Below are 24738 nucleotides of genomic sequence, written 5' to 3'. Positions count from 1 at the left end.
CGCTACAGCGGGAGCGGGTCGATGTCGCAATTGGCCCGTACGCCGGCGCCGACCGCCGCGACCGCGGGGTGCCGGGCGCCGAGGGTCTGGCGGAGTTGCTCGAGGCTCGTGTCGAACAGCTCGCTCGCCTCCACGTCGCGCCCGAGGTCGCGTAGATCCATGGCGAGGTTCAGCGCGCACACCAGCGTGGTGGGATGAGCGCCACCGAGCACCCGACGACACTGCTCGAGGCTGTCGGCGTCGAGGGCGCGGGCCGCGGCGACGTCGCCGAGGTCGTAATGGTCGCTCGCCAGGTTGATCCGGGCGGCCAGTACCAGCGAGTGGGAATCGCCGAGCCGGCTGGTCAGCCGCTCCACCGCCGCCTGGTCCAGCTCCCGGGCCTGTTCGCACTCGCCCAGCAGCCGGAGCGTCACCGCCAGGTCGACCTGCGCGCCCGCCGTGTGCGGGTGGTCCTCGCCGTACAGCCGGCGCAGCCCTTCCACCGCCACCTCCGCCGCCTCCCTGGCGGCGCGGAGGTCGCCGGTCAGCCGCTGGTCGATGGCGAACGTCAGCGTGGCGAGCACCGTGTCCGGATGGTCGTCGCCGTAACGGGTGCGGAAGCGGCGCAGCACATCGCTGGACAGGTCGAGGGCGTCGTGGTGGTGACCGGCCTTGCGCCGGAAACTCGCCAGCATGTGGCTCTGCCGCAGGACTTCCGGGTGGTCGTCGTACCGGAGCATCCGGCGGGCCGTGGCGACGACGGTCTCCTGGTTCGCGTGTGCCGCGACGTAGTCACCCAGTTCCCGCCGGTCGAGGTTGATGCCGCCGAAGGTGCTCAGACTGTCCAGGTGGTCGGTGCCGTAGATCTGCACCCGGCGCTGGTAGGACTGCTCGTCGAGCTGGAGCGCCCGACCGAACAGGCCGGACAGCCGCATGCTGACCGCGAGATTGTGCGCGGCGCGCAGCGTGAACGGCTCCTCCTCACCGAAGATCTGCTTCGCCTGTTCGTAGACGACGAGGGAGCGGTCCAGCGCGCCGGCGAAGTCACCGGCCACCCGGTGGTCGGCGGCCACCGCGCCCAGCGCGTTCAGGGTCTCCTCCTGGTCCTCGCCGAGGGTCTGCCGGTAGAGCTCGAGCGTCTGGGCGTTCAGGCTGGCGGCGGCGGCGTAATCACCGACGACGAAGTGCATGAACCCGAGCCAGCTGGCCATGCGCAGGCTGTCGGGGTCGGCCTCGTCGCCGTCCGCCCTCCAGGCCGTCCACGCTCGCTGCGAAAGCTCCCGGGCGGCGAGGTGGTCGCCCCAACGCCAGAGATAGCTCGCCTCGTTCAGCACCATGTCCCGCACGAGTTCGTTCGAGCACCGCTCCGCTCCGGAGGCGACGATGTGCGGGTACAGCTGGGCGTACCGCGGCCAGTGGTCAGCGTCGTCGGGCTGGTCGGGGTCGTTGCCGGCCAGCAGCATGTGGGCGCCGTGCCGCAGGGCCTCCCGGTCCTGCGGATCCATCTGGTTGATCAGTACGCGTTGGACCAGGCGGTGCATCTGGAAGGAGTTCGTCCGGTGGTCGATCCGGGCCAGCGAGAGGCGGCCGATCGTGCGGATCGCCCGGTTGAGGCGGACCGGGTTGCGGACGAGGAGATCGAGATCGGGATGGATGCGGAGCGCGCGCGGCTTCGACAGGAGTACCTTCCCGATCGGCTCGGGCGCGAAGAACGAGCACATCTGCAGCAGCCGGAGCGCCGGCAGGTCCTGGCCGCGTAGCCAGTTGAGCGACACGTTCCACGCCGCGGCGACGAGCTCCGGGTAGTCCTGCTGGGTGCTCTCCTCGTCGAGGACCGGCCGGCTGGCGTCGAGGAGTTCCAGGTATTCGTCGGCCGGCATGCGCGTCTCTGCGCGCCAGGCAGCCGCCTGCTCGATGGCCAGGGGAAGGTCGCCCAGGGCCGCGGCGAGTCGGTCGGCGTCGTCGACGGCCAGGTCCGGCCCGCGACGGCGGAGCAGATCGATGCTCTCCTGCCGTTCGAACACGTCGACCGGGAGGCTGTTCGCGACCTCCCGCCACGCCCCGTTGCGCGAGGTGACGACGATGCTGCCCGGACCGCCCTTGGGAAAGAACTGCTCGACGCTGTCGGGGTCCTCGGCATTGTCGAAGACGAGCAGCCAGTTGGAGTACGGGCGGCCGATCCGTAGTGCCTCCAGCGCCGCCGGCACCGCCGTGTTGGCGGTGGACGGGACCGGCAGCTCCAGGCGTGCCGCCAGCTCCACCAGCGCGGACTGGATCTGCGCCGGTCGCTCGGCCGGGATCCACCAGATGAGGTCGAAGTCCTGCTGATGGAGGTAGACGTACTCGATGGCGAGCTGGGACTTGCCCACCCCACCGGCACCGTGCAGCGCCTCCGGCAGCACGGCGGTGGTGCCGGCGCTCAGGCGCTGGTGCAGGGAGTCGAGCAGTTCCCGCCGGCCGGTGAAGTTCGTGTTTCTCAGCGGCAGGTTGCCGACGATGGCCGGTAACTGCCCGTCGAGCCGTTGTACCGGCTGCAGGTCGTTGGTCGGTCGCCTACTCGGGAAGATGCCCCGCTCGGCGTCCAGCGTGATCTGGGGTGCGGTGCCGAACGAGCCCCCCGGGTCCGGCGAGTTCACTCTGTCAGACATTCCGGACTCCATGGTCCTGTGAGCGATAACGGAAGGTGGCTGCAGTACTCGACGTACCTGCCGTGGGATGGGCGAGCCGAGCGACTGACCCAGCCGCGCGGCGGCGACGAGGTTCGGCCCGCCCAGTGAGAGGTGGACAGCCAGTTCGACCCGCAGGTACGGCTCGGCGGCCGGCGTGACCCGCTCGTACGACGCGTTCCGCGGATCCTTGACGCGTAGGGTCAGGTTGCGCACCGCCTCCACGTCGTGCGCGAGTTCGTACTCCACCAGGTGCTGCACCTCGACGGTGCGGTCGCGGTACCCGAGCGTGAGGAGCCGCTCGCGCACGCCGTGCACGAATTCGTACCTGATGCTGGTGTCGCCGCTCGCCGCCGCCCGCGGAACCGGCCGCACCAGGTCGCTCGTCAGCACCTCGGTCAACTGCTCCGGTCCCGAGCGGACCATGGTCCTCGCCACGGCGCGAACCACGCGGACGTTGAGTGGAGCGGCCGCCAGTCGGGTCGCCAGCGTGAACGCGGCCGGCGACGCGGTGGCCCGGAATCGGGCGACGAGGTCGTGAGCGGTGAGCGACCGGCCCGGACGGCGGGTGGGCGGCCCGTCGGGCGGCAGGAGCAGCGCCGGCATCCGCAGCTCGCCCGTCGCCGGCTCAGCCAGCAGGCGGCTCCATCGCTGCAACCAGTCCATGCCACGTTCGATGACCGGCACCGCCGTCAGCGGGGCGTCGTCCGGTTCGTCCGGGGAACGCAGGTCCGGGCCGCTCACCTGCCACGACGACCGGGCAGTGGCCGATCCCGCGCCGTCCAGGCGCCACTTCACCTCGGTCGTTTCCATGCCCCGCTCGCGCCAGCGCTGCTGGGGTAGCAGATTGACCACGGCAACGGTCGCGCGGTCGGCCCAGGAGACGAGCACGGGGTGGACGAGCCCGGCCCGCCAGGCGTCGGAACCGCCGTGCGTCACCAGGAAGATGACCCGCTGGCCGGCGGCACCGACCAGGCTCGCGGGCGGGGCGTTGACCGCGTCGGGCTCGCCGGTCACCCACACCGCGCCGTCTTCGACGGCCAGACGCTTGACCTCAACCGAGGCGAAGGCACGTTGGGCCCGCAGCACCGCGATGAACGTCGAGACCTCGTCGGCCCAGAAATCCAGCACCGGGTCGTGGTCGAGGACCACGATGAGCTCCCGGCCGTGGTGCGCCGGCTCGAGCCCGAGGCCCTCGGCCTGACGGCTCCCAGGGGTGATGGCCGCCGGCGCCGGCCGGCTCATCGCGGACCCGCCGATCTCGAGATGCGCCGCGGTGAGCGCCGGCCGCAGCGGGCCCCGCCGGCGGCGAACCACGTCCCGTGGTCGATGCCGCTCATGCCAAGACCTTTCGCCTGTCGCCGTCGGCAGAGGCTGCTCCTCCTGGCTGCCGATCCGGGTCGTCGAACAAAATCACCAAGCCGTGTCCCATGTGCTGGCCGAGCCCTTTGGGGTCCTCACTCCACGCCAGCTGCCGGAGACGCGCGGCACGGTGCGGAAGCTCGACCACCCCTCGGCCCGACGTCTGATCGCCGATCATCGACGCGACAGTCTCGCACAGGTCCTCAGTGGATGGTGAGTTGCGATGCCAGACGATTGCCGGAACTCCCGACCGCAGCCCGACGAGCAGTTGGCGTTCACCGTCGCTGTTCGCGGTCGGGGATTCGCTGAGCACCAGGACCGCGACGCTGCTCTTGCGGTTGAGGGTCGCCTTGAGTTGGACATCGACCTGGTGCCGCGACGCGCAGTGGATCAGCTGCCGGTCGCTGTCGTTGCTGGCGAGGCCCTGCCAGCGGCTGCGCCAGACCCGGTGCCACTGGCTGGCCCGGATGCGCTCCAGGCTCCTGATCACCAGGGGATACTCCGTCGTCAGGGGACTCGGCAGCGGCGATTGAAGTTCCTTGCGCCAGGTGTCGACCGGTTCGTTGAGCAGCTGCCAGGGCAGGACGAACTCGATGGTCACCGCACCGGCCTGATCCGCCCAACGGCGTTCGGTCTCGTTGATGACGTGGTCGACGGCCGCCTCGAGTTCGCCGTACGGGACGTGCCGGTCCTCGCCGCGGATCGGCTGCCACACCGGGGACGCCCACTGGTACCAGTGCGAGACGATGTAGGTCTCGTCGTCACCGCCGTACTTCTCGAACTGGATGACCAGGTACGCCGTGCCGACGGGCGTCGGAGGATCCGGTTGGGACGCGTCGACCTGATCGGTGACTCCCCAGTCCTGGGCCACCTGCGCGACGAACTCGTGCATCCGGTCCAGGGACGCCTCCGGTACGGCGGTCACCAGCCTCTCCAGCAGCGGCAGCCACGGCGGCACCGAACCATGGGAGTTCGCCGACGCGAGGTGCGTGAAGAGATCCCAGGCGGTCCGGCACCAGGGTGGGGCCGGGGCCGCGCGGGTCTCGGCGACGAACCGCCGCAGTTCCCCGGTTACGTCGACCAAGGACAGCACGCTCCGTAGCCAGGGAATGTCGTAGTCGGTGAGCAGCTCGATCGCGTGCCACTCGTCGGCCAGTCGCAGGAGCGCGACGGTGTGGTCGCTGCCGGGTTCGAGCAGCTCCATGCATTCGACGAGGCAGCGCAACCCACCCGGGCGATCCACGCACACCGTCACCAGCTCGACGATCTGGGGCCGGAGCAGACTCAGCTCCCGATAGCCCAGGGCGCCGGCCAACGCATGACTCAGTTCCTGGAGCAGCAACTGTCGGCTGCTCGGGTCACGGATGACCGACGACGCCTCCATCACGGTCGCGATCTGCCCGACGAGCCGGCGGCGTTCCTCCGCGACAGCTGGCGAGTAGCGCCGCGACGCCTCGCGAACGGGCCTCATGTCATCGCTCGCGGGCGGGGCCTCGGCGGGACACCGCGGCCAGCGCCATCAGGAGGGCTCCGACCTGAACGGGTCGAGCGTCTCCAGCGTCTCGACGACGTCAGCCGCCTCGCCGGTCACCTCCACCCGCCGCCGCTGGACACCGTCGTCGACGACGGCGCGCACGGTGACCTGACCGGTGCGTCGGCGCAGCATCGACTGCAGGGCGTACCACCCCGCGGAGGAGCCGATCCCGACGCCGATCTGAAGCAGAGTGTCGGTCACCAGGCCGCGCGATGAGACGAAATCGCATTCCGCGGCGGGATGCCAGGTGTCCACCACCAGGCCCGCGGCTACCAGTTCCCGGATCAGCGCCGGGGTCGACTCGGGGTAGACCGGGACGCCATCGTCCTCGGCGAGCGGCAGAAAGGTCACGTCGGCGCCGGCTCTCGGGCCCGGATCACGGTGGCGGTCCGTGACGACAATCGAGACCTTTGGTGACATGGGCCTATGGTATTAGCCGGGGCCGTGACCGTGGCATCGACGAAGTGTCGCCAACTTGACAGTTTCCATGCTGCTCCACCTTGACCTGCGGCGCCACCCGCGGCCGGGTACGGAGGTGCCCGGTCCGACGAGCGGGAGGCGAGCGCACCGGGTCGGGCCGACGCTCACGAGGTGGCGGCCGGCGCCCGGCGAGCCCGGAACCGGGCGCGGTACGCCTGGGGCGAGATCCCGAGTTCTCGGCGGAAGGTGTGCCGCAGGTTGGCGGTCGACCCGATCCCGGTCCGGGTGGCGATCCGCCCGATCGGCTCGTCGCCGGCCTCCAGCATGCGTTGGGCGGCGAGCACCCGCTCCCGGGTGAGCCACTGGTGCGCGCTCATCCCGGTGAGGCGGTGGAAGTGCCGCGCCAGGGTCCGCGGGCTCATGTGCACCCGTTCGCCCAGTGACCGCAGCGACAACGGTTGGTCCAGGTGCCCGCGGATCCAGTCCAGCAGCTCGGGCAGCGGGTCGCCGGGTTCGGGGCTGAGCGGCGCTTCGACGAACTGGGCCTGCCCGCCGCTGCGGTAGCCGGCGAGCACCAGCCGGCGGGCGAGCGCGGCGGCCGCGTCCGCGCCGTAGTCCCCGCGTACCACGTGCAGGGCGAGGTCCATGCCGGCGGACATGCCGGCGGCGGTGAGGACGCCGCGGTCGTCGATGAACAGCGCCCGCGGGTCCACGGTCGCGGCGGGGAAGAGCGAGGCCAGCAGCGGTGCGGTCGCCCAGTGGGTGGTGACCCGCCGGTGGTCGAGGAGGCCGGCGTGGCCGAGGATGAACGCCCCGGTGCAGATCGACATGATCCGGGCCCCGCGCCGGTGCGCCCGCCGCAGGGTGGCCAGCAGCGGCTGGGGCGGCACCTCGTGTTCCCTCGTCCAGCCCGGTACGACGAGCAGGTCGGCGGTCTCCGCCTCGGCCAGCCCGTACGGGGCGGACACGGTGACCCCGCCGTCCAGCTCGACCTGTCCGGGTGCGGCGGCGCAGGTCCTGGTCCGGTACCACGAGCCGAACCGGTACGAGTAGTCCACCCCGAAGATCTCGTTGACCGTGACGTAGTCGAAGCTGCCCGCGCCCGGGTACGCCAGCATCGCCACGCTCGGCGCCTCGACCGGCATCGCAGCCCTCCCCGCCTCGTTCGCCGCGCGGCCCGCCGGGCCGGCGTCCGGTGTGTCAGCCGGGCCCGCCGCGCGGCGCCGATCCGATTCTAGGAACGGGCCCGGCCGCACCGGCGGCGCGATCGGGACAGCCGTCGCCAGGATCGGGTCACGGCCGTCCCCGCCGGGCCCACCCGGCGGAATCCGGCTCTAGCGTCGTCGCCGATTCCGCCGGAGCGGACCGGTCCGGTCCCCGGCGACCTGCCAGGAAGAGGAGCCACCAGTGAGTGAGACATCCGCGGAGTTCGGACGCCGACGGTTCCTGATCGCCGCGACGGCCGTGACCGTGGCCGGGTCGCTGAGCGTCGCCGGCCCGGCGGGCGCGGTGGACGCGGGTCGGGCCGTGACCCGGGCCCGCGAGCTGCGCCGCACCGGTCGAGCGATGCCCGGATCCCGGGCGGTCGGCCCGTTCCGGGTGACGCCGCTGCTGGACGCGTCGGGGCCGTTCTTCCTCGACCGCCAGCAGGCGTTTCCGGAGGCGACGCCGCAGGACTGGGAGTCGGCCCGGGCGGTCGACCCGGGCGCGTTCGGCCCGGGGCAGACCTGGCACCTGGACTTCCGGTGCTTCGCCATCCGGGGGCCGCGGGACCGGCTGACGCTGGTCGACGCCGGGGTCGGCCCCGCGGACAGCCCGGCCTCGGGCTGGGCGCCGGTGCCGGGCCGGCTGCCCGTCGAACTGGACCTGGCCGGCATCGACCCGGCGGACGTCGACACCGTCGTCCTGACCCACCTGCACGAGGACCACTTCGGCTGGTCGGTCGCGCCGGACGGAACGCCGATGTTCCCCAACGCGCGCTACGTGGTGCAGCGGCGGGAGGTGGCGGTCCTGGCCGCCGACGAGGCGGCGATGACGTACGTGGTCGACCCGCTGCGCGCGACCGGCCAGCTCGACGAGGCGGACGGTGCCGCCCGCCTGGCCACCGTGGGCCGGGGAGCCGGCGGCTGGATCGGGGTGGTGCCGACGCCCGGCCACACCCCGGGTCACCAGTCGGTGGTCGTGGACGGGGGCGGCCACCAGCTCATCGTCACCGGCGACGTGCTGGTGCACGCGGTGCAGCTGGTCGATCCCGAGGTGGGCTACCGGTTCGAGGCGGATCCGGAGGCGGCGCGGCGCAGCCGGGAGTGGCTGCTGGCCGAGGCGCGCACCCGGGGTGCCGTGCTGGCGACCGCCCACCTGACCCGGCCGTGGATCGGCGTCGGCTGAACCGGCTGTCCAGATATTTGCGGTCCGTGTCCGGATCGCCACGCCCAGCCGCACGCATCGATGGCCCATGATTCGAGGATGGCGAGCATGACGACTGACCACAATGGACATTCGACGGGGGTCATGCTCGGCCGTCCGCCGTTGTTCCCGGCGGCGCCGTGGCGGGCCGCCGTGGCGATCCTCGTGACGGTGGCGATCCTGCTGACGCCGGGTGCCGCGGCGAGGGCGGAGGTCCCCGCGGGCGGGATGTCGGCGACCCAGCTCAATGACGCGTTCCACGGCTACGGCGACACCAGCGGCAGGTGGAACGGCGGTGACAGCACGGCCTCGGTGCCGCTGCCCGACGGCCGGGTGGCGTGGCTCTTCTCGGACACGTTCGTCGGTGCGGTCAATCCCGACGGGTCGCGCCCCGACTTCCAGCCGATGATCCACAACTCGATCGTGGTGCAGGACGGCGCCGCGCTCACCACGACGCTGACCGGCGGCACCGTCGAGGAACCGCTGTCGCTGGTCGGCGCCGGCGGCGACGGCGATCCCGCGGACGCCGGCTACTGGGTCGGCGACGGCACCGTCGAGGGCTCCACCCTCCGGGTGCTTTACAACCACTACCAGCGGTCCGGGCCGAACCCCCTTGACCTGAAGCTGACCGGCACCGCCCTCGCGTCGTTCGACCTGCCCGGACTGACGTTGCGCTCGCTCACCCCGCTGCCGGTGGCCGACCGGATCGCCTGGGGCTCGGCCATCCTGGCCGACGGCGACACCACCTACATCTACGGCACCCGGCTGGTCAACGACTCCGGGCCGGTGAAGCCGGTCTACCTCGCCAAGGTGCCGGCCGGCGGGCTGGCCGGGGCGTGGCAGTTCTGGACCGGCACCGGCTGGTCGGCCGCCGAGTCGGAGGCCGGCCGGCTGATGGCCGGCACCACCACCGCGTTCGGCGTGCAGAAGGTCGGCAACCAGTACGTCCTGGTCACCGTCGACAGCAACCTCGTGTTCAACGCCGACGTCGTCGCCTACACCGCCTCGGCGCCGACCGGACCCTTCAGCGGACCCGTTCATCTCTTCCGGGCCCCGGAGCCGCAGCCCGGCAAAGAGATCATCGTGTACGACGCCCGACTGCACCCCGAGTTGGCGCGTCCCGGCAAGCTGCTCGTGTCGTACAACGTCAACAGCCTCGCCGACGGCGACAACCAGGCAAGCGCCCGTCTCTACCGGCCCCGGTTCGTCGAGGTCGACTGGCCGCGACCCCTGCCAGACCCGGCGACCCTGCCCCCGGTCCCGGCCGGGCTGACCATCACCGCCGACCAGCAGCGCAACGCCACGCTCACCTGGACCGCCTCGCCCGGCGCGACCGGGTACTGGATCCACCGCCGGGACCTGTCGTACGGGCAGAGTCACCCCGTCCGGCTGCCCGGACAGGTCGCCGCCACGTCCTTCACCGACGCCGGCTTGGTGGACGGGCACCTCTACGAATACGCCGTCTCGGCGGTGAACGGCAACGGCGAGAGCGCCCCGACGGCCGTGGTATCGGCCACCGCCCGAGGCGGGCCCACCCAGCAGGGGGAGTTCCTACCAGCCCCCGACGGTACCGCCGCCGCCGGCAGTTACCTCGTCGACCTGCGCGACGGCGCCGCCAGCGGCGAGTACGGCATCCGGGAGATCGCAACCCGCCTGGTCGCCCGGTACGGCGGCACCGTGGACGGGGTGTTTGACGCGGTACTCGGCGGCTTCTCCCTCACCGGCCTGACCGACGCCAAAGCGCGAGAACTGGCCACCGATCCGGCCGTCGAGGCGGTCGAAGAGGACCGGACGGTCAGCATGGACGCCCGTGGCGTCTCGCCATCGGACACCGGCGGCGTCCAAGAGAACCCACCTTCCTGGGGCCTGGACCGCATCGACGGGGTCCGAGACCAAAGGTACATTTTTCCCTCCATGGGCGAAGGCGTCAATGTGTACATCCTCGACAGCAGCGTGCGGACAACCCACACCGACTTCGGTGGCCGCGCCGACGTGGGAGGTGAAAAGCGACTCCGCAACGTAGAACTCTGCGGCGAACACGGCACCCACGTAGCGGGCACCGCCGGCGGATCGAGCTACGGGGTGGCGAAAAAGGCGCACATAATCGACGTGCAAATTGGTTGCAAGTCTACAAGCGCCGCGAAGATGACCGAGGGGGTCAACTGGATCACCGCGAACGCTGTCCTGCCCGCAGTAATGAACATCAGCCTCAGCGTGGCGACCCGTTCGGTGGACCGAGACCGGCTCGGCAAGGCAGTGCAGGGTGCGATAGACAAGGGCATCACCGTCGTCGTTGCCGCCGGCAACGACGATGTGGACGCGTGCACGGAGGTACCGGCTGCCCTGACAAGCGTCATCACCGTCGGAGCCACCGGCCAGGACATCACACGAGCCGGATTCAGCAACGCCGGACCATGCGTCGATCTCTTCGCGCCGGGCGTCGACATCACCTCCGCCGGGAACACGAACGACACCGCATCCCTGGACAAGGATGGCACCTCGATGGCGGCGCCCCACGTGAGCGGCGCCGCAGCCCTCGTACTCAAGGCACACCCGAGGTACACGCCAAATGAGGTGAAGGACGCGCTCATCGGGATCGCCGAGCGGGAAGTGGTCGGCGATCCCAAAGGCGCGCCGAACCGGCTGCTCCGCGTAGCGCCCCCGCTCGACGAAGCCCCGCAGAACCTGACCGCCACTCCCGCCGCGGACGGTACCGTCCACCTGACCTGGCAGCCGGTGACCGCCGACGACGTGCACTACCTTGTCTACCAGCGAGACCTGACCGCCGGCCAGCCCGAACCGATCGAACGGGACACCGTCGTCTGGACCGGCACCACCGCCGTCGCCGACAACCTCGTGCTCGGGCACACATACGAGTTCACCGTCGCAGCTGCCAACACCATGGCGACCAGCCCACACTCCAACGTAGCCACCGTGCGGTCCACGGTCGCCCCCCCGCCCGCCCCGGGTAACCTGACCGCCACCGCTCAGGGCAACGGCACCATCAAACTCACCTGGACCGAACCCCAACAGGACGTCTGGTACTGGATCTACCAGCGGGACACGACCCTCGACGAGGCCGACTTCACCAAGCTGCCGCTGCCGATCAGCGAGTGCTGCCAGTTCGAGGCAAGCTACCTCCTCCACGGCCACACCTACGAGTTCAAGGTCAGCGCGACCAACCGGGGCGGCGAGGGGCCGACCTCGGCTCCGGTCACCGCCACCGCGTACTTCGACGCGCCGGCCGCCCCGACAGACCTGCGCGCCACGCCCGGCGACGGCACAGCCACCCTCACCTGGGCCCCGTCGACCTCTCAAGACGTCTGGTACTGGGTTTACCAGCGCGACGCCACAGAGAACGAGGAATGGCAGCAACTCCCGCTACCAATCTCCGACTGCTGCACCATGCCGGCGCAGTACCTCACCAACGGGCATGAGTACGAGTTCAAGGTGACCGCAACGCGGGGCTCGGAGAGCCTGCCCAGCAACCTGGTCCGAGTCAAACCCATGCCACCGCTGCCCGCTCAGCCGACGAACCTGGAGCTCCAGTCGCTACCCACCGGCGACATCACCCTGACCTGGGACGCTCCCGGCCCAAACGTCTACTACCGGGTCTACTGGCGGGACGTCACCGCGGGAGAGACCACCTTCAAGCGATCCGAGGTCCCCACCGACACGACCACTGCAACCTGGGGCTTCCTCACCCATCTGCACACCTACGAGTTCAAGGTGACCGCCGAGAACCTCTCCGGCGAAGGGCCGGCGTCGGCGCCGGCGCAGGCCCGCAGCACCGTGGCGCTACCGAAGGCACCGACGAACCTTCGGGCCGTGCCGTCCGGCAGTCTGCAGATCCGGCTGACCTGGGACGCACCCGGCCCGAACGTCCTCTACTGGGTCTACTGGCGGGACGTGACCGCGGGTGAAACCACCTTCCGCAAGTCGCAGTACCCAGCCCAGCTGACCGAGGCGACCTGGCAGTACCTGGTCAACACCCACGTCTACGAGTTCAAGGTGAGCGCCACCAACATCGCGGGGGAGGGACCCGCCTCGGCGACCGCCCGGGCCACCGCCATCGGCATCGCCCCCCAACCACCGAGCAAACTCACCGCCACCCCCGGAGACAGCTTCGTGCGCCTCACCTGGACGGCCAGCCCGACCTCCGGCGTGCTCTACGTCATCTACTACCGCAACGCTTCTCGCAACCAGTCCTGGCAGAAGCTGCCCTACCCCGTCGACGGCTGCTGCACATTCACCGCCGAGTATCTGACCAACGCCGACAGGTACGAGTTCAAGGTCGCCGCCACCAGCGCCGCGGGGGAAAGCGACCCGTCCAACGTGGTCAGTGCGACACCGATGCCGGTATTCCCGCAGTCACCGACCAACTTGCGGGCCACCGCCGGCGACGGCAAGGTCGCCCTCGCCTGGTCGGCCAGTCCCACCCCTCGGGTGTACTACTGGATTGAATACCGCAAGTCCGGCGGCTCGTGGGCCCGACTGCAGTATCCGGTGAGCAGCTGCTGTTCGTTTACCGTGAACTACTTGAACAATGGCACCACCTACGAGTTCCGGGTGCGGGCGACGAACGTGGCTGGCGACAGCTCGCCGTCCAACACCGACTCGGCCCGGCCGATGCCACCGTTCCCGCAGCCGCCGTCAAACCTGTCAGCCAGCAACGCCGGCGACGGCGCCGTGAAACTGACCTGGGCGAAGAGCTCCACGGCCAGCGTCTACTACTGGATCGAGTACCGCAAGGTCGGCGGCTCGTGGACCCGACTGCAGTATCCGGTGACGACCTGCTGTTCGTTCACCGTGAAATACCTGAACAACGGCACCACCTACGAGTTCCGGGTCCGCTCGACGAACCTGACCGGGACCAGCTCGCCGTCAAACAGCGAAACCGCCCGGCCGATGCCACCGTCGCCGAAACCGCCGTCCAACCTGCGCGCACTCGCCCGCGACAAGGACGTGAAGCTGAGCTGGACGGCTAGCCCGACCCCCGGGGTGTACTACAACGTCTACCAGCGCGATGTATCGCTCAACGGCTGGTGGGAAAAGCTGCCGTACCCGGTGAGCACAACGGCGATAACCGCCGGATACCTCGCCAATGGCCACTACTACAACTTCAAGGTCACCGCGATCAACGCGGCCGGGGAGAGCGCGTCGACGAACACCGTCACCGCGATGCCGCAATGGGCCAACGGCACCACCCTGGCTGCCGCGATCACCAGCAGCTGGATCTTCGCCAAGCTCGACAGATTCGACCCCATCCAACGGTACGACGTCACCGCCACCGTCCGCGGCACCCGCAACGGCGACTACATCCAGGTCGACGGCCACTGGCACATGAACAATGACAAGCAGCTGCTATCCGGCATCTTCTGGTACCTCGTCATCGACTGCACCGACGGATACGCGGTCATGCACCGGACGCTGGAATACCCGACCGGCGGCCCAACCAGCGGGAACGTGACCTTCTACTACACCAGGAACCCCCAACGCGAGTACAAGGTCCAAGTCTGGGCCGTCGGCGACCTCACCTACAGCGGAGGCATCCACGGCAGGTTCGCCCGAAACCCGTCGGCAGGCATCATCCCGTTCATCAAGGAGACACCCTGCTTCTGATCGCCACCGCCTGCCGCCGCCGGTCCCGGCGGCAGGCGGCCGGCCCTCGGGTGGCCGGCGGTGCTCAGGCCACCAGGCGTCAGCCGGCGGCAACCGTCTTGTAGGCGGTCACCAAATCCCAGGTCCCGGGCAGCAGCGCCAACCCGCTCCAAGCCCAGCTCGGCGAGCAGCTTGAGGTAGAAGTCCGGCTCCCGCAGTCGGCTGACGCAGGTGTACAGACCGATCAACAAGTAGCTCCAGAAGAGCTGCATGGCCCGCCGGCGCGAGGTACGGAACTCCTGGCAGATCACCAGTAGCCCGCCCGGTTTGCGAAGCCGTGCTGGTCCGGCATGGCTGGCGGCCATGGGCCGGCATCAGCCAAGCCGGCCGGCAACCCGTCTGTCCCGTATCCCTCCCGTCACCAGCATGGAACCTGATCGCGTGGAGGAAGCATGGGATACGAGCTGCACATCAGCCGAGCCGAGGAGTACTACGACAGTGAAGAGCATCCAATCGCCCTGGATGAGTGGCTGTCCTATGCGGAGAGCAACCCTGCGCTCGGGGTAGGCGGATGGCTCAGCTGGGACGAGGACCGCCAGCCCATCTACGAGTACGCCTGCACGGACGGCAGCTTGGTCTCGCTGACCTGGTTCGAAGGTGCCATTGAGATCAAGGGGCATTTCGAGGGCGAGGCCTACCACGAGTTCGGAAGCATCGCCGAGGACTTGCGGGCCAATCTTCAAGGCGATGACGGCGAGCGGTACACGGCGAGCGGTGTGCTACCCCCCACCCGATAGGCGGAGGCCCCGACGACCCCGATCTACATTATCCTGGACAACCGGCTGGCCGGCTGGCCGGGGGTACCGGGCGGGGCCGCCCGGATCACGGGCAGCGCGCGCCGAGCACCTCGGCGGCCACCCGCGCCAGGGTGTCGCCGCCGGCACCGTCGAGGACCCCGGTGACCACCGCCTCGACGGTCGCCGGGGTGAGGACGTCCGCGGCGTTGCGCCGGAACTTGGCGGCGACCTCGGCGGGGCTCAGCGGGTCGTCCGGGTTGCCCCGGGCGTTGCGCACGGTGGCCGAGGCCGCGCCGCCGTCCCGCCAGCGGACCGTGACCCGCGTCGGCCGCTCGCCCGGGAGGGCGGCCGTGAAGGCCGGTTCCTCGCGCAGCTCGACCAGCGCGGCCAGCGCGCCGACCTCGGGGCGGGCCAACCGGTCGGGCAGGAAGCCGGCCGCGGCCAGTTCGCCGTCCAGCGCCAGGGTGGCCAGGCTGACCGGCACCGAGAACCGCGCGTGCAGGTCCGAGGAGACCTCGACGGCGGACAGCGACGCGGCGAACGCGAAGGTGTCGACCTCGATCGCGGCCAGCCCGCCCCGGTCACGCACCGGGTCCGGTACGCCCGCGACGGCGGCCCGGAACGCGTCCAGCGCGGGGTGCACCCAGCGCGCGCAGGCGTACGGCTTGAGGTAGCTGTCGGCCAGCCGCCAACGGGTGCCCAGGCCGGCGGTCAGGTCCACCGTGGACAGGTCGGTGCAGACCAGCCCGTCGAGCAGCTCGCCGAGCAGGGCCGGCGACCCGGTGACGCCGTCGGCGGCGCGACGGGCCGCCGCGGCGCCGTGGTAGGCGCCCAACCCGGTCCACAGATTGCGGACCGTGCCGCCGTTCATCGGCACGGCCAGGGTCGCGGCCATCAGCACCGAGCCGGCCAGCTCGACGGCGGTCGCGGTGGCGGCGGGGGAGAGGTCGTACCACAGGGCGGCGGCGACCGCCGCGGCGATCGGGCCGTGGATGCCGTGCGGGTGCAGGCCGGGGCGCAGCGTGGTGCCGACGCCGAAGCGCATGCCGATCTCGTTGGCGATCAGGAAGATCTCCAGCAGCCGTCGGTCGTCGATGCCGCTCGCGGCGGCGTGCAGCAGCACCGGCAGCGAGTGCGGCGCGGGGTGCGCCGTCGGCACCGGTGGCAGCCGGTGCCCCTGCGGGTGGAACGACCCGCCCGAATCGGCGTCCAGCCAGGTCGCGGCGGCGCCGAGGGTGAGCAGCCGGCCGAACGGCAGGTCGCCGGCGGCCGCCGGGCGCAGCGTCTCACCCAGGGCCCGCACGGCCGGATAGCGCAGGCCGCCCAGCAGCGCGCCCAGGGTGTCGAGCAGCAGCGCGCGGGTGAAACCGACGACCTCCGCGGGCGCGTCGTCGAGGCTGCTGTGGTGGGCGAACGCGGCGATCCGCGCGGTGTCGATTCCGGTCATCGTCCGTCCTTCGTCAGGCCCTCGCGGACCGCACGGCCCAGGTCGTCGAGCCGGTCCAGCACACCGTCGAGAGCGCCGGCCAGCACCACGCCGTCGACGCCGACCGCACCGAACGCGGCGAAGCGTTCCGCGACCGCCTGCCGCTCGCCGGTGACCACGAACCGGTCGCGGACGAACCGGTCGGCCCCGGCGGGCACGTCGCGGCCGGTACGGGCCTCGGCGGTGCCGTGCCGCCGGTAGTCGTGTGCGTCGGCCACGGCGGCGACCCCGGTGCGCAGCGCGGCCGGCACGTCGAACCAGTCCGGCGCCTGCACCAGCCGGGCCGCGCACGAGCCGAGCACGGGCGCGGCGGCGGCATCAGCGGCGGCGTCGTCGTCGGTGACCACCGCGCGGACGAACATCCAGACCGGCACGTCCGGCCGCGCCGACCGGGCGAGCGCCACCGCCTTGCCGACCACGGCCGGGTCCGCGCCCGCGTCGATCAGCACCCCGCCGAGCCGGGCCGCGGTGGCCGCGATGGTGCGCGGCCCGGAGGCCGCGCCGAGCAGCAGCGCCGACGCCGGCACCAGCTCGCGCAGGGTACGCAGCGACGCCTCGTACGCGCGCAGCGACGGCGGGGCCAGCCCTTCGTTGCGGACCGAGCTCTCGCCCCGCCCGACCACCGTGAGCACCCGACCGGGGTGGTGCGCGTCGAGGGTGCGCACGGCGCCGGCCACCGCGGCCGGGTGCCGCAGCCCGAGGCTGAGCACGCACGGCCCGGCGAGCCGGGCCGGGGTGCCGCTGAGCACCCGCTCGGTCTCGACCAGGCAGTCGGGGAACAGCCGAGGGCTGTCGGCGAGGGCGACGCCGTCGAGCCCGGCGGCGAGCGCGGCGCCGGCCAGCTCGACCGGGTCGGCCTCACCGGCCGGCCGGGCCACGTTGAGCACGATCATGGCAGCGCCTCGACCAGGTCCGCGACCGCCAGCCCGGCCCGGACCGGTGCCGGGGCCTGCTCGGCCCGGACCGGTGTGGCGGCGACCCGCTGCGGCGGCGGCGCGGCGGGCGCGGCGACCGCGCCGCTCCGGTCGGGAAGCCCGTCGGCCACCACGGCCAGCGTGTGGGCCAGCCCACCGGGCATGCCGGTGATGCCGGCGTCCCAGGCGCGCACGGCGAGCCAGGCCGCCGCCGGGTCGTGCCCGGGCGCGACCCCGGGCGGGCCGATCAGCATCAGGCTCGCCGCGAGGTCGAGCAGCGCCGGCAGCTCGCCCTCCGGCACCCCGGCCAGCCGGGCCGCGCACACCGTGGCGGTCAGCACGCCGGTGCTCACCGGCACCGTGGGCGCCGACAGCCCGGCGGCGGCAGCCAGTCCGGCGTCGACCGCCGCCGCCAGCTCCGCCACCGACCGGCCGTGGGCCGCGCCGACCGCGAGACCGACCAGCGTCGGCCCGACCGCCGGTCCGAGCGACGCGCACCGTTCGCCGTTCCAGTGCAGTGCCACGTAGGTCTCCGCCCGGGTGCCGGCGCCGATGAGCGGGAAGTCGCCGGCCGGGGTGCCGACCCGGGCGGCCCACGCGGCCAGGGACCCCGCCGGCGGCGGTAACGCGGCGAACCCGGCCAGCAGGGCGGCGACGCTCATCCCCGGTTCACCTCGGTGCTCTCGGTGACCAGGTAGAACTTGAACCTCGTCCGGCCGGCCGGGCCGCGCTCCGCCGGCAACGGGTGCTCCTCGAACCAGCGCAGGTAGTTCGCGTACGCCTCCTCGTCGGCGTAGTGCATCTCGGCGATCCGGTAGAAGGTGTAGCCGTCCGGCACCGACGCCGTGCCGCCGGAGGCCTGCCGCACCGGGCGCAGCACCTTGTTGAAGACGATCCGGTCGAGGTACGGGTTGGCCAGCAGGTCCGGCGCGTGCACCTCGAAGAGCCAGCGCTCGTACTCCTCGGGGCTGACGCCCTCTTCGATCTCGTAACCGAGAATGGTCTTGATCATGTAGCGGCTCTCCTCACTGTCCACAGGTGTGACTCGGCGCCCTCGCCGAAGCCCTCCAGCCGCACCCGCACCGGCTCGATCCGCACCCCGGCCAGCTCGGCGGCCACCTCGTCGTCGGTGCGCAGGGGAGCCCTGGTGAATCCGGACGCCCGCTGCCGCGCCACCTCGCGCCGGTAGACCGCGACGGTCCACTCCGCGGGCATGGTCGACGCCGTCCCGCGCACCGCCACCATCCGGGGCGGAAGCTGGCCGATGTCGAAGACGTGCGGCCGCTCGTTGCTGGCGCCCGGCGCGGGCGGGCCGACCCAGCTGACCAGGGTGCGCGGGTCGCGTCGCCACTGCGCGAGCCGCCGGTGGCCGGCCCGCTGCACCAGGCTGACCGACCAGTCCGGCTCCAGGAAGGCGGTCATCGTGCGGCTCACCGGGAAACCGTCGGCGTCGATGGTGGTCACCTGAGCGAAGCCGGCCTCGCCGTGCACGAAGGCGTACCCGGCGGCGCGGGCGGTGGCCAGGTCCATCATCGGCTCCACGGCGCGAGGCGCCAGGTCGTCACGGTGGCCGGCGTCCGGCCGACCCGGGCGGCGAGGCCGGCGTGGTGGTACGCCCGGTCCGGCACGACCGCGCTGACCACGTCGACCGTGACGTCGGGCCGGTCGAACGGGTACGGGTCGAGCCAGAGCACGCCCGCCCGGCGTACGCCCACGGTGATCCGCTCCACCGGGCCGAACGGGTGGGTACGCACGGGCGGCAGCAGCACGTCCTCGGCCGGGTGCTCCAGGGCGGCCAGCTGCGGACCCCAGGGCCGGGCCGGCCCGGGTTCGGCGGCCGGCTGCGCCGGCATGACGCACAGGTAGAGCGAGAGCAGGTCCCACAGTTGCAGCAGCTCGTAGTTGTGCCAGAGCCGGGTCTCGAACGCGGCCCGCGGCTCGGCCGCCGTCCAGGCCAGCCGCTTCGCCTCGATCCACCGCCGCTCCTCGGCGTCGACCGCGGTGTCCTGCGCCGCCCGGCCGTCGGCGCCGAGGTCCAGCCGGCCCCGGGCGCCCGGCGCCGACCACCGGCCCCGGTAGAGGCCGGTCCAGTGCATGCCGACCAGGACGCCGGCGTACACGTCGCCGAGCGCCACCCGCTCGACGCCCTGCCGGTAGAGCCGCACGTGTTCGGTGGCGTCGATCTCCAGGAAGTGCAGCGGCCGGCGTTCGAGTTCGTGGAACAGGACCCGGGCGTCCCAGGCCCGCCAGCCCTCGTCGTGTCGGGCGGCGGCGGTGCGTACCGGCGAACGTGGCGTCGGGGTCTCAAACCGGTCGTTGCCCCAGGCCGCCGCCAGCTCGCCGGCGATCCGGCCGTGTTCGACCTGCTCGATGAGGTGCAGGGCGCCGTCGCGCCGGGTGACGATCATGCGGCCGCCGCCCGCAGCGCGGCCCCCAGCGAACGGGCGGTGCCGCCGCTGGCCAGCCCGTCGACCGCGGCGAGCACCGCCGCGCCGTGCCCGGGGAAGCGGTGCTCGAGCAGCCGCCGGGCCTTGGCCCGCACCGCGTCCCGGCCGAACGCCCGGGGCCCGTCGCCGCGCGGCAGGTCCGCCGCGCCCGTCAGCTCGCTGCCGTCGGCGCGGACGACCCGCACCCGGGCCGGTCGGCCGGCCGGATAGCCGGCGTCCAGCTCGGGGTCGTGCCGCACCTCGACCCGGGCGGCCAGGTCACGTACCGGCGCCGAGCAGACCATCGCCGCGGTCAGCGTGCTCTCGTCGAGCGAGCCGGTGAGCAGCGCGACCGCGACCGAGGTGGGCACGCTGAACCGGGCGGCCAGCTCGCCGTCGGCGACCGCGGCGAACCGGGCCGCGTGCGCGAAGGTACGCACCTCGACGCGCTCCACATCCGACAGCGGACCGGTCACCGCGACGATGTCCGCCACCGCGTCGTTGACGCCGTGCAGGTGGGCGCAGGTGGGGTGCGCCTTGGTGTAGCCACCCAGCACCTCGTGGCCGTGGTCCGGCCCGAGCCCCGACCAGTCCCGGGCGGCGACCGGCGCGAGATGCCGGTCCAGCGCGCCGGGCAGCGGTTCCAGGCCGGCCACGGCGGCCGCGCCCAAGCTCGCGCCCAGCTGCACCGAGGCGCCCAGGAACGCGTGCCCCCCGGTACGCCCGGTGAAGATGGTCGCCGCGTCGCTGAGCAGCACGGCCGAGCCGGCCAGTTCGACGGCGCGGCGCATGGCGGCGGCGTCGCCGGGCGCCAGCAGCCGGGCCACCCCGGCCGCGGCGCCGACCTGGCCCCAGGTGCCGATGTCGTGCACGCCGTCGGGCGTGCCGCCCATCGCCCGGCCGACCCGGACGCCGACGTCGTAGCCGGCCAGCACCGCCGACAGCAGCTCCCCGCCCGGCAGGTCCCGGTCCTCGGCGAGCGCGAGCACCGCCGGCACCACGTGCGACGCGGGATGCCCGCGCGCCGGCCGGTGGCCGTCCTGCAACTGGTCGGCCGCGATGGCGCTGCCGTTGCGGAACTGGGCGTCGGCGGCGGGCCAGCCGCGCGCCGAGCCCACCACGGTCGACTCGCCCGACCCACCGGAACCGGCGCCCAGCGCGCGGAGCTCGGCCCGCCCGCTGCCCAGCGCGGCGACCGCGATCGTGTCCGCGACCAGGTCGACCACCCGGTCCTGGACGGCGGCGGGCGCCGCCGCCCAGTCGGTGGCCGTGGCGGTCGCGGCGAGCCGCTCGATCATCCCCGCACCCGGGCCATCAGGCCGGCCACGTCCGGCGCGTCGGCCAGGTCGAGCACGGCGGACGCGATGTCCTCGCGGTCCGGCACCCCGGCGGCGTTGGACGCGAACTTGGCGGCCAGCTCGGCCGAGCTGAGCGGGTTGCCCGGCCCACCCCGGTTGACGTCGACCCGCTCCTCGTGCCGGGTGCCGTCGCGCAGCACGACCCGCAGCACCGCCGGGAACTGGTTCGGGAAGATCTCGTCGCAGCGGGCGTCCGCCACGCACCGCACCTTCGCCGCCAGCGCCAGCCGGGCCTCGTCCGCCGCCGCCGCGTCGGTGAAGTCGTCATGGCCCAGCCCCAGGCCGCCACCGCCGAGCAGCGCCGCCGCCACCGTGTACGGGCCACTGAACGCCGCGTGGTAGCCGGACTCCGGCCGCGCCTTGTCCTGCGGCGGTTCGGCGATCGTACGCAGCACCGGCGACGGCACGCCCAGCTCGATCGACTCGATCGCGGCCGGCTCGACGCCCCGCGCGCGCAGGGCCAGCGCCGCGTCGATGCCGGCGTGCGTGAAGTGGTTGCACGGGTACGGCTTGAAGAAGATGCCGGGCAGCTCCCAGTGCGTGCCGAGCCGGTCGACCACCGCGTCGACGTCGGCCCGCTCCCCGCAGAACGCGTGCAGGAAACCGAACCGCCCCTCGACCACGGTCGGCGGCCCGGTGAGCCCGTGCCGGGCCAGTTCGGCGGCCACCACGCCGGAGTGCGCGGCCCAGCCGCAGTGCACCCGCTTCACGGTGCCGCCGGTCCGGTTGGCCTCCAGCAGGCCGGCGCCCATGCTCGCGGCGATCCCGGCGGCGTGCGCGATGCCCTCGGCGTCGGCCCCGCCGACCATCGCGGCCGCCACGGCCGCCCCGACCGCGCCGCAGATCGAGGTCGCGTGCTGACCGCGCTCGAAGAACTCGGAGTTGCCCAGCGCCCGGTCGTAGCCGCCCATGCCGAGCCGGACCGCGACCTCGATGCCCATCCCGGCCGCGTCGAGCAGCGCGGCCCCGGACGCGCCGCGCGCCTCGGCCACCGCCAGCGCCGCCGGCACCACCGGCGAGGAGGGGTGCAGGACCGACGGCAGGTGCGTGTCGTCGAAGTCGAGCGAGTGCGCCAGCGTGCCGTTGACCAGGGCCGCGTTCGCGGCCGGGACGCGCAGCCCGGTACCGATCGCCACCGCCTCCGGCGTGCCGCCGGCCGCCCGGACGTACGCGGTGACCGCCCGGGCGGGCGGCAGCCCGCTGGCGGCGAGGCTGTTGCCGATCAGGTCGAGCACCCGGCGGGCCACGTCCTGCCGCAGGTCGCCGGGGAGCCCGCCGCGCCGCACCTCCTCGGCGACGGCCGCGAGCTGCTGCACCACGGTCGGCGCACTCACGAGGTCACCGCCGCGAAGGGGCGGATCGGGGAGCCGGTGCCGCCGACGATGCGCAGCGGCGCCATCACGAAGACGAAAGCGGTCAGCCCGTCGGCGGCCGCCTGCTCCAGGTTGAGGTGCTCGATGATGTGGATGCCGGCGTCGACCAGCAGCACCCGGTGCACGGGCAGGACGCTGTGCCCGGCGCCCGGGCGGATCTGCTCGTACGCCGTGGTGTCCGAACCGGTGGCGACCACCCGGCGCGCGGCCAACCACTCGGCGGCGTCGGTGGTGGCGCCCGGCACGCCGGCGGTCTGCCCGAGATAGGTGGTCGCGTCGTCGAAGTGCCGCGCCCAGCCGGTGCGGACCAGCGCGACGTCGCCGGGACCGGGCTCGGCGCCGGCCCGCTCGGCGGCGGCGGCCAGGTCGGCCGCGGTCACCCCGTAGCCGGGGGGCAGCACGTCGACCCCGTGTACGGCGGCCACGTCGAGCAGCACACCGCGGGTGAGCAGCGCGGGCGTGTGCTCGGCGCCGAGTGCGGTGAACCGGCCACCGGTCTGCGCCGCCGCGGCGTCCACGCCGCCGTGCAGCCTGCCGTCGTGGCTGACGTGGGACAGCGCGTCGACGTGCGTGCCCACGTGCCCGCCGGTCACGATCATCTCGTTGGCCGCCGAGCCGCCGTCCGGGCGCACCATGTCGCCGTGCCGGCGGATCAGGCTCATCCGGAAGCCGGGGTGGTTGGGCGAGCACGGCATGCCCGTGAAGTGCGGGTGCCCGAGCTCGACGAGCCGTACCCCCGCGGTCACCGCGGCGAGTAGGGGATCGTCCGTGCGCGCCGGGCGGGCCTGCGGCTCGGTGGTCAACTCGTTCCTCCTGAGGGTGGTTCGGACGGGTCGGTCAGGTCGAGGACGAGTCGGGCCCGGCGTACCACCGCGGGGTCGACGAACCGGCCGGCGGCGTCGAGCACGGCCACCTCGCCGGCCTGTTCCGCCCGGGCCGCGGCGGCCACCACGGCCCGCGCGGCGGCCACCTCGGCGGCGGTCGGCGTGAAGACCTCGTGCACGACCGGGATCTGTCGGGGGTGCACCACCGACCGGCCGACGAAGCCGGTGGCGCGGGCCCGCTCGGTGCTGGCGCGCAGGCCGTCGAGGTCGGCGACGTCGGTGTAGACGCTCTGCACGGGGGAGGGCAGCCCGGCGGCCCGCGCCGCGACCACCACCCAGCCGCGCGCCCAGGCCAGCCCGTCCTCGCCGGTCACCCGCAGGTCGGCCGAGAGGTCGGCCTCGCCCAGCCCCAGCCCGGCGACCCGCGGGTGCGCGGCGGCCAGCTCGGCGGCCCGGGCCAGCCCGGCGGCGCTCTCCAGCAGCAGTTGCAGCGGCAGTCCGGCGCGGGTGGCGACCTCGCGGACCACGTCCGGGTCCTCGCAGCGCGGCAGGCGCAATCCGGTCAGGCCCAGTCCGGCCAGCGCGTCGACGTCGTCCTCGCCCCACGGGCCGGCCGGGTCGTTCACGCGTACCCACAACGGTCGGTCGTGGGGGCCCTCGGCGGCCAGCCGCAGCGCGGTGTCCCGGGCGGCCGCCTTCTGGTCCGGCGGCACGGCGTCCTCGAGGTCGACGACCACCGCGTCGGCGCCGGCGGCCAGGGCCTTCGCCACCCGGTCGGGGCGGTGGCCCGGCACGTAGAGCCAGGATCGCGGGGTCACTTGGGCAGCCCGCCGGACCAGCCCAGCGCCCGCGAGATGCGGTCGGCCGCCTCCCGCACCAGCGGACCGAAGCGTTCCCGGGCGGCCGCGTCGACCCGGTGCGCCGGGCCGCAGACCGAGATGGCGCCGACCACGGTGCCGTCGATGCCGAAGACCGGCGAGGCGACCGAGCCGGCGCCCTCCTGCCGCTCGCCGTCGGAGTGGGCGAGCCCGGTCTCGCGGATCGCGGTGAGTCGCGTGCGAAGCACGCCGGCGTCGGTCACCGTGCGGCCGGTCAGCGACGGCAGTTCGGTGCCGAGCACGGCCTCCCGCTCGCTGTCGGGCAGGAAGGCCAGGATGCAGGTGCTGGAGCTGCCGGCGTGCAGCGGGAAACGGCGGCCCACCTCGACCGTCATCTTGATCTCCCGGGTGGACTCGACCTGGTCGAGGTAGACCCGGCCGCCGTGCACCCGCGCGGACACCGTCGTCGTCTCGCCGGTGGTCAGTTGCAGCTCGCGCAGCACCGGCATGGCGACCGTACGCAGCTGCGACTCGCGCAGGGCGCGGGCGCCGAGCGCCGCGGCTCCCGGACCGAGCTGGTAGCCGCGGCTGGCCGGATCGCTGACCAGCAGCCGGCGCTCGACCAGCGTCTGCAGGATCCGGTGCACCACCGCCTTGGACAGGTCGAGGCTGCGCGCGATCGCGGTGACCCCGAGGAAGTCCGGCCCGTCGGTGAACAGGAGGAGGACGTCGGCCACGCGGCTCGCCGCCTCGGTGCCCTGACTTTCTGCCACG

The 24738-nt window shown here is 72.9% G+C and carries 18 protein-coding genes; 3 read left to right on the top strand and 15 right to left on the bottom strand.

Annotated elements, in window-relative coordinates; genetic code table 11:
* Positions 1-2 precede the first annotated feature (2 nt).
* The 4 genes from fxsT to ACIBPB_RS06730 form a co-directional block, all read right to left on the bottom strand.
* Positions 3-3890 carry an FxSxx-COOH system tetratricopeptide repeat protein gene (gene fxsT, locus ACIBPB_RS06745; protein WP_396838586.1) on the bottom strand — a complete coding sequence of 1296 codons (3888 nt, stop codon included), beginning with the start codon at positions 3888-3890 and terminating at the stop codon, positions 3-5.
* A gap of 91 nt (positions 3891-3981) precedes the next feature.
* Positions 3982-5478: a hypothetical protein gene (locus ACIBPB_RS06740; protein WP_396838584.1), complete on the bottom strand. Its 1497-nt coding sequence runs from the start codon at positions 5476-5478 to the stop codon at positions 3982-3984.
* A gap of 48 nt (positions 5479-5526) precedes the next feature.
* On the bottom strand, positions 5527-5892 hold the full coding sequence (locus tag ACIBPB_RS06735) for a hypothetical protein (protein ID WP_396838583.1): 366 nt from the start codon (positions 5890-5892) through the stop codon (positions 5527-5529).
* 233 nt (positions 5893-6125) lie between these two features.
* Positions 6126-7106 (bottom strand): helix-turn-helix domain-containing protein, encoded by a 981-nt coding sequence (locus ACIBPB_RS06730; RefSeq protein WP_396838582.1) that lies wholly within the window; start codon positions 7104-7106, stop codon positions 6126-6128.
* Positions 7107-7368: 262 nt separating this feature from the next.
* Here ACIBPB_RS06730 and ACIBPB_RS06725 point away from each other — a divergent pair, with 262 nt between their 5' ends.
* The 3 genes from ACIBPB_RS06725 to ACIBPB_RS06715 all read left to right on the top strand — a co-directional run bounded on the left by ACIBPB_RS06725 (position 7369) and on the right by ACIBPB_RS06715 (position 14765).
* On the top strand, positions 7369-8349 hold the full coding sequence (locus tag ACIBPB_RS06725) for an MBL fold metallo-hydrolase (RefSeq protein WP_396838581.1): 981 nt from the start codon (positions 7369-7371) through the stop codon (positions 8347-8349).
* 87 nt (positions 8350-8436) lie between these two features.
* Positions 8437-13989 carry a fibronectin type III domain-containing protein gene (locus ACIBPB_RS06720; protein WP_396838580.1) on the top strand — a complete coding sequence of 1851 codons (5553 nt, stop codon included), beginning with the start codon at positions 8437-8439 and terminating at the stop codon, positions 13987-13989.
* A 431-nt stretch (positions 13990-14420) separates the two neighbouring features.
* A complete protein-coding gene (locus ACIBPB_RS06715; RefSeq protein ID WP_396838579.1) occupies positions 14421-14765 on the top strand; it encodes a hypothetical protein in 345 nt (114 codons plus the stop codon).
* Between the two features lie 85 nt (positions 14766-14850).
* On the opposite strand, the gene ACIBPB_RS06710 is transcribed toward ACIBPB_RS06715, so the two are convergent.
* From ACIBPB_RS06710 to ACIBPB_RS06660, 11 genes are read right to left on the bottom strand one after another with little or no spacing between them, the layout of a single operon-like run.
* Complete coding sequence (locus tag ACIBPB_RS06710; protein WP_396838578.1) at positions 14851-16212, bottom strand: MmgE/PrpD family protein; 1362 nt, start codon at positions 16210-16212, stop codon at positions 14851-14853.
* Positions 16209-17144, bottom strand: coding sequence for an LLM class flavin-dependent oxidoreductase (locus ACIBPB_RS06705; RefSeq protein WP_396838577.1), 936 nt, complete (start codon positions 17142-17144; stop codon positions 16209-16211). The genes ACIBPB_RS06710 and ACIBPB_RS06705 overlap by 4 nt, the downstream gene beginning before the upstream one ends.
* Positions 17141-17827 carry a hypothetical protein gene (locus ACIBPB_RS06700; RefSeq protein ID WP_396838576.1) on the bottom strand — a complete coding sequence of 229 codons (687 nt, stop codon included), beginning with the start codon at positions 17825-17827 and terminating at the stop codon, positions 17141-17143. The genes ACIBPB_RS06705 and ACIBPB_RS06700 overlap by 4 nt, the downstream gene beginning before the upstream one ends.
* The gene (locus tag ACIBPB_RS06695) at positions 17824-18177 is read right to left on the bottom strand and encodes a hypothetical protein (protein WP_396838574.1); all 354 of its coding nucleotides are present in this window, start codon (positions 18175-18177) and stop codon (positions 17824-17826) included. The genes ACIBPB_RS06700 and ACIBPB_RS06695 overlap by 4 nt, the downstream gene beginning before the upstream one ends.
* Positions 18174-18695 carry a hypothetical protein gene (locus ACIBPB_RS06690; RefSeq protein ID WP_396838573.1) on the bottom strand — a complete coding sequence of 174 codons (522 nt, stop codon included), beginning with the start codon at positions 18693-18695 and terminating at the stop codon, positions 18174-18176. Before ACIBPB_RS06690 ends, ACIBPB_RS06695 begins: the two co-directional genes overlap by 4 nt.
* Positions 18695-19573 (bottom strand): DUF3891 family protein, encoded by an 879-nt coding sequence (locus ACIBPB_RS06685; protein WP_396838572.1) that lies wholly within the window; start codon positions 19571-19573, stop codon positions 18695-18697. Before ACIBPB_RS06685 ends, ACIBPB_RS06690 begins: the two co-directional genes overlap by 1 nt.
* The gene (locus ACIBPB_RS06680) at positions 19570-20889 is read right to left on the bottom strand and encodes an MmgE/PrpD family protein (RefSeq protein ID WP_396838571.1); all 1320 of its coding nucleotides are present in this window, start codon (positions 20887-20889) and stop codon (positions 19570-19572) included. Before ACIBPB_RS06680 ends, ACIBPB_RS06685 begins: the two co-directional genes overlap by 4 nt.
* Complete coding sequence (locus ACIBPB_RS06675) at positions 20886-22283, bottom strand: MmgE/PrpD family protein (protein ID WP_396838570.1); 1398 nt, start codon at positions 22281-22283, stop codon at positions 20886-20888. Before ACIBPB_RS06675 ends, ACIBPB_RS06680 begins: the two co-directional genes overlap by 4 nt.
* Positions 22280-23125, bottom strand: a complete 846-nt coding sequence (locus tag ACIBPB_RS06670; protein WP_396838569.1) for a cyclase family protein — start codon at positions 23123-23125, stop codon at positions 22280-22282. Before ACIBPB_RS06670 ends, ACIBPB_RS06675 begins: the two co-directional genes overlap by 4 nt.
* Positions 23122-23964, bottom strand: a complete 843-nt coding sequence (locus tag ACIBPB_RS06665) for an HpcH/HpaI aldolase/citrate lyase family protein (RefSeq protein ID WP_396838568.1) — start codon at positions 23962-23964, stop codon at positions 23122-23124. The genes ACIBPB_RS06670 and ACIBPB_RS06665 overlap by 4 nt, the downstream gene beginning before the upstream one ends.
* On the bottom strand, positions 23961-24737 hold the full coding sequence (locus tag ACIBPB_RS06660; protein ID WP_396838567.1) for an IclR family transcriptional regulator: 777 nt from the start codon (positions 24735-24737) through the stop codon (positions 23961-23963). Before ACIBPB_RS06660 ends, ACIBPB_RS06665 begins: the two co-directional genes overlap by 4 nt.
* Position 24738: the final 1 nt, after the last annotated feature.

It is taken from the genome of Micromonospora sp. NPDC049836 (assembly GCF_044465125.1).
Lineage (GTDB): Bacteria > Actinomycetota > Actinomycetes > Mycobacteriales > Micromonosporaceae > Micromonospora.
Note: the sequence above shows the minus strand (reverse complement) of the source record. Positions and strands in the feature narration are given on the sequence as shown.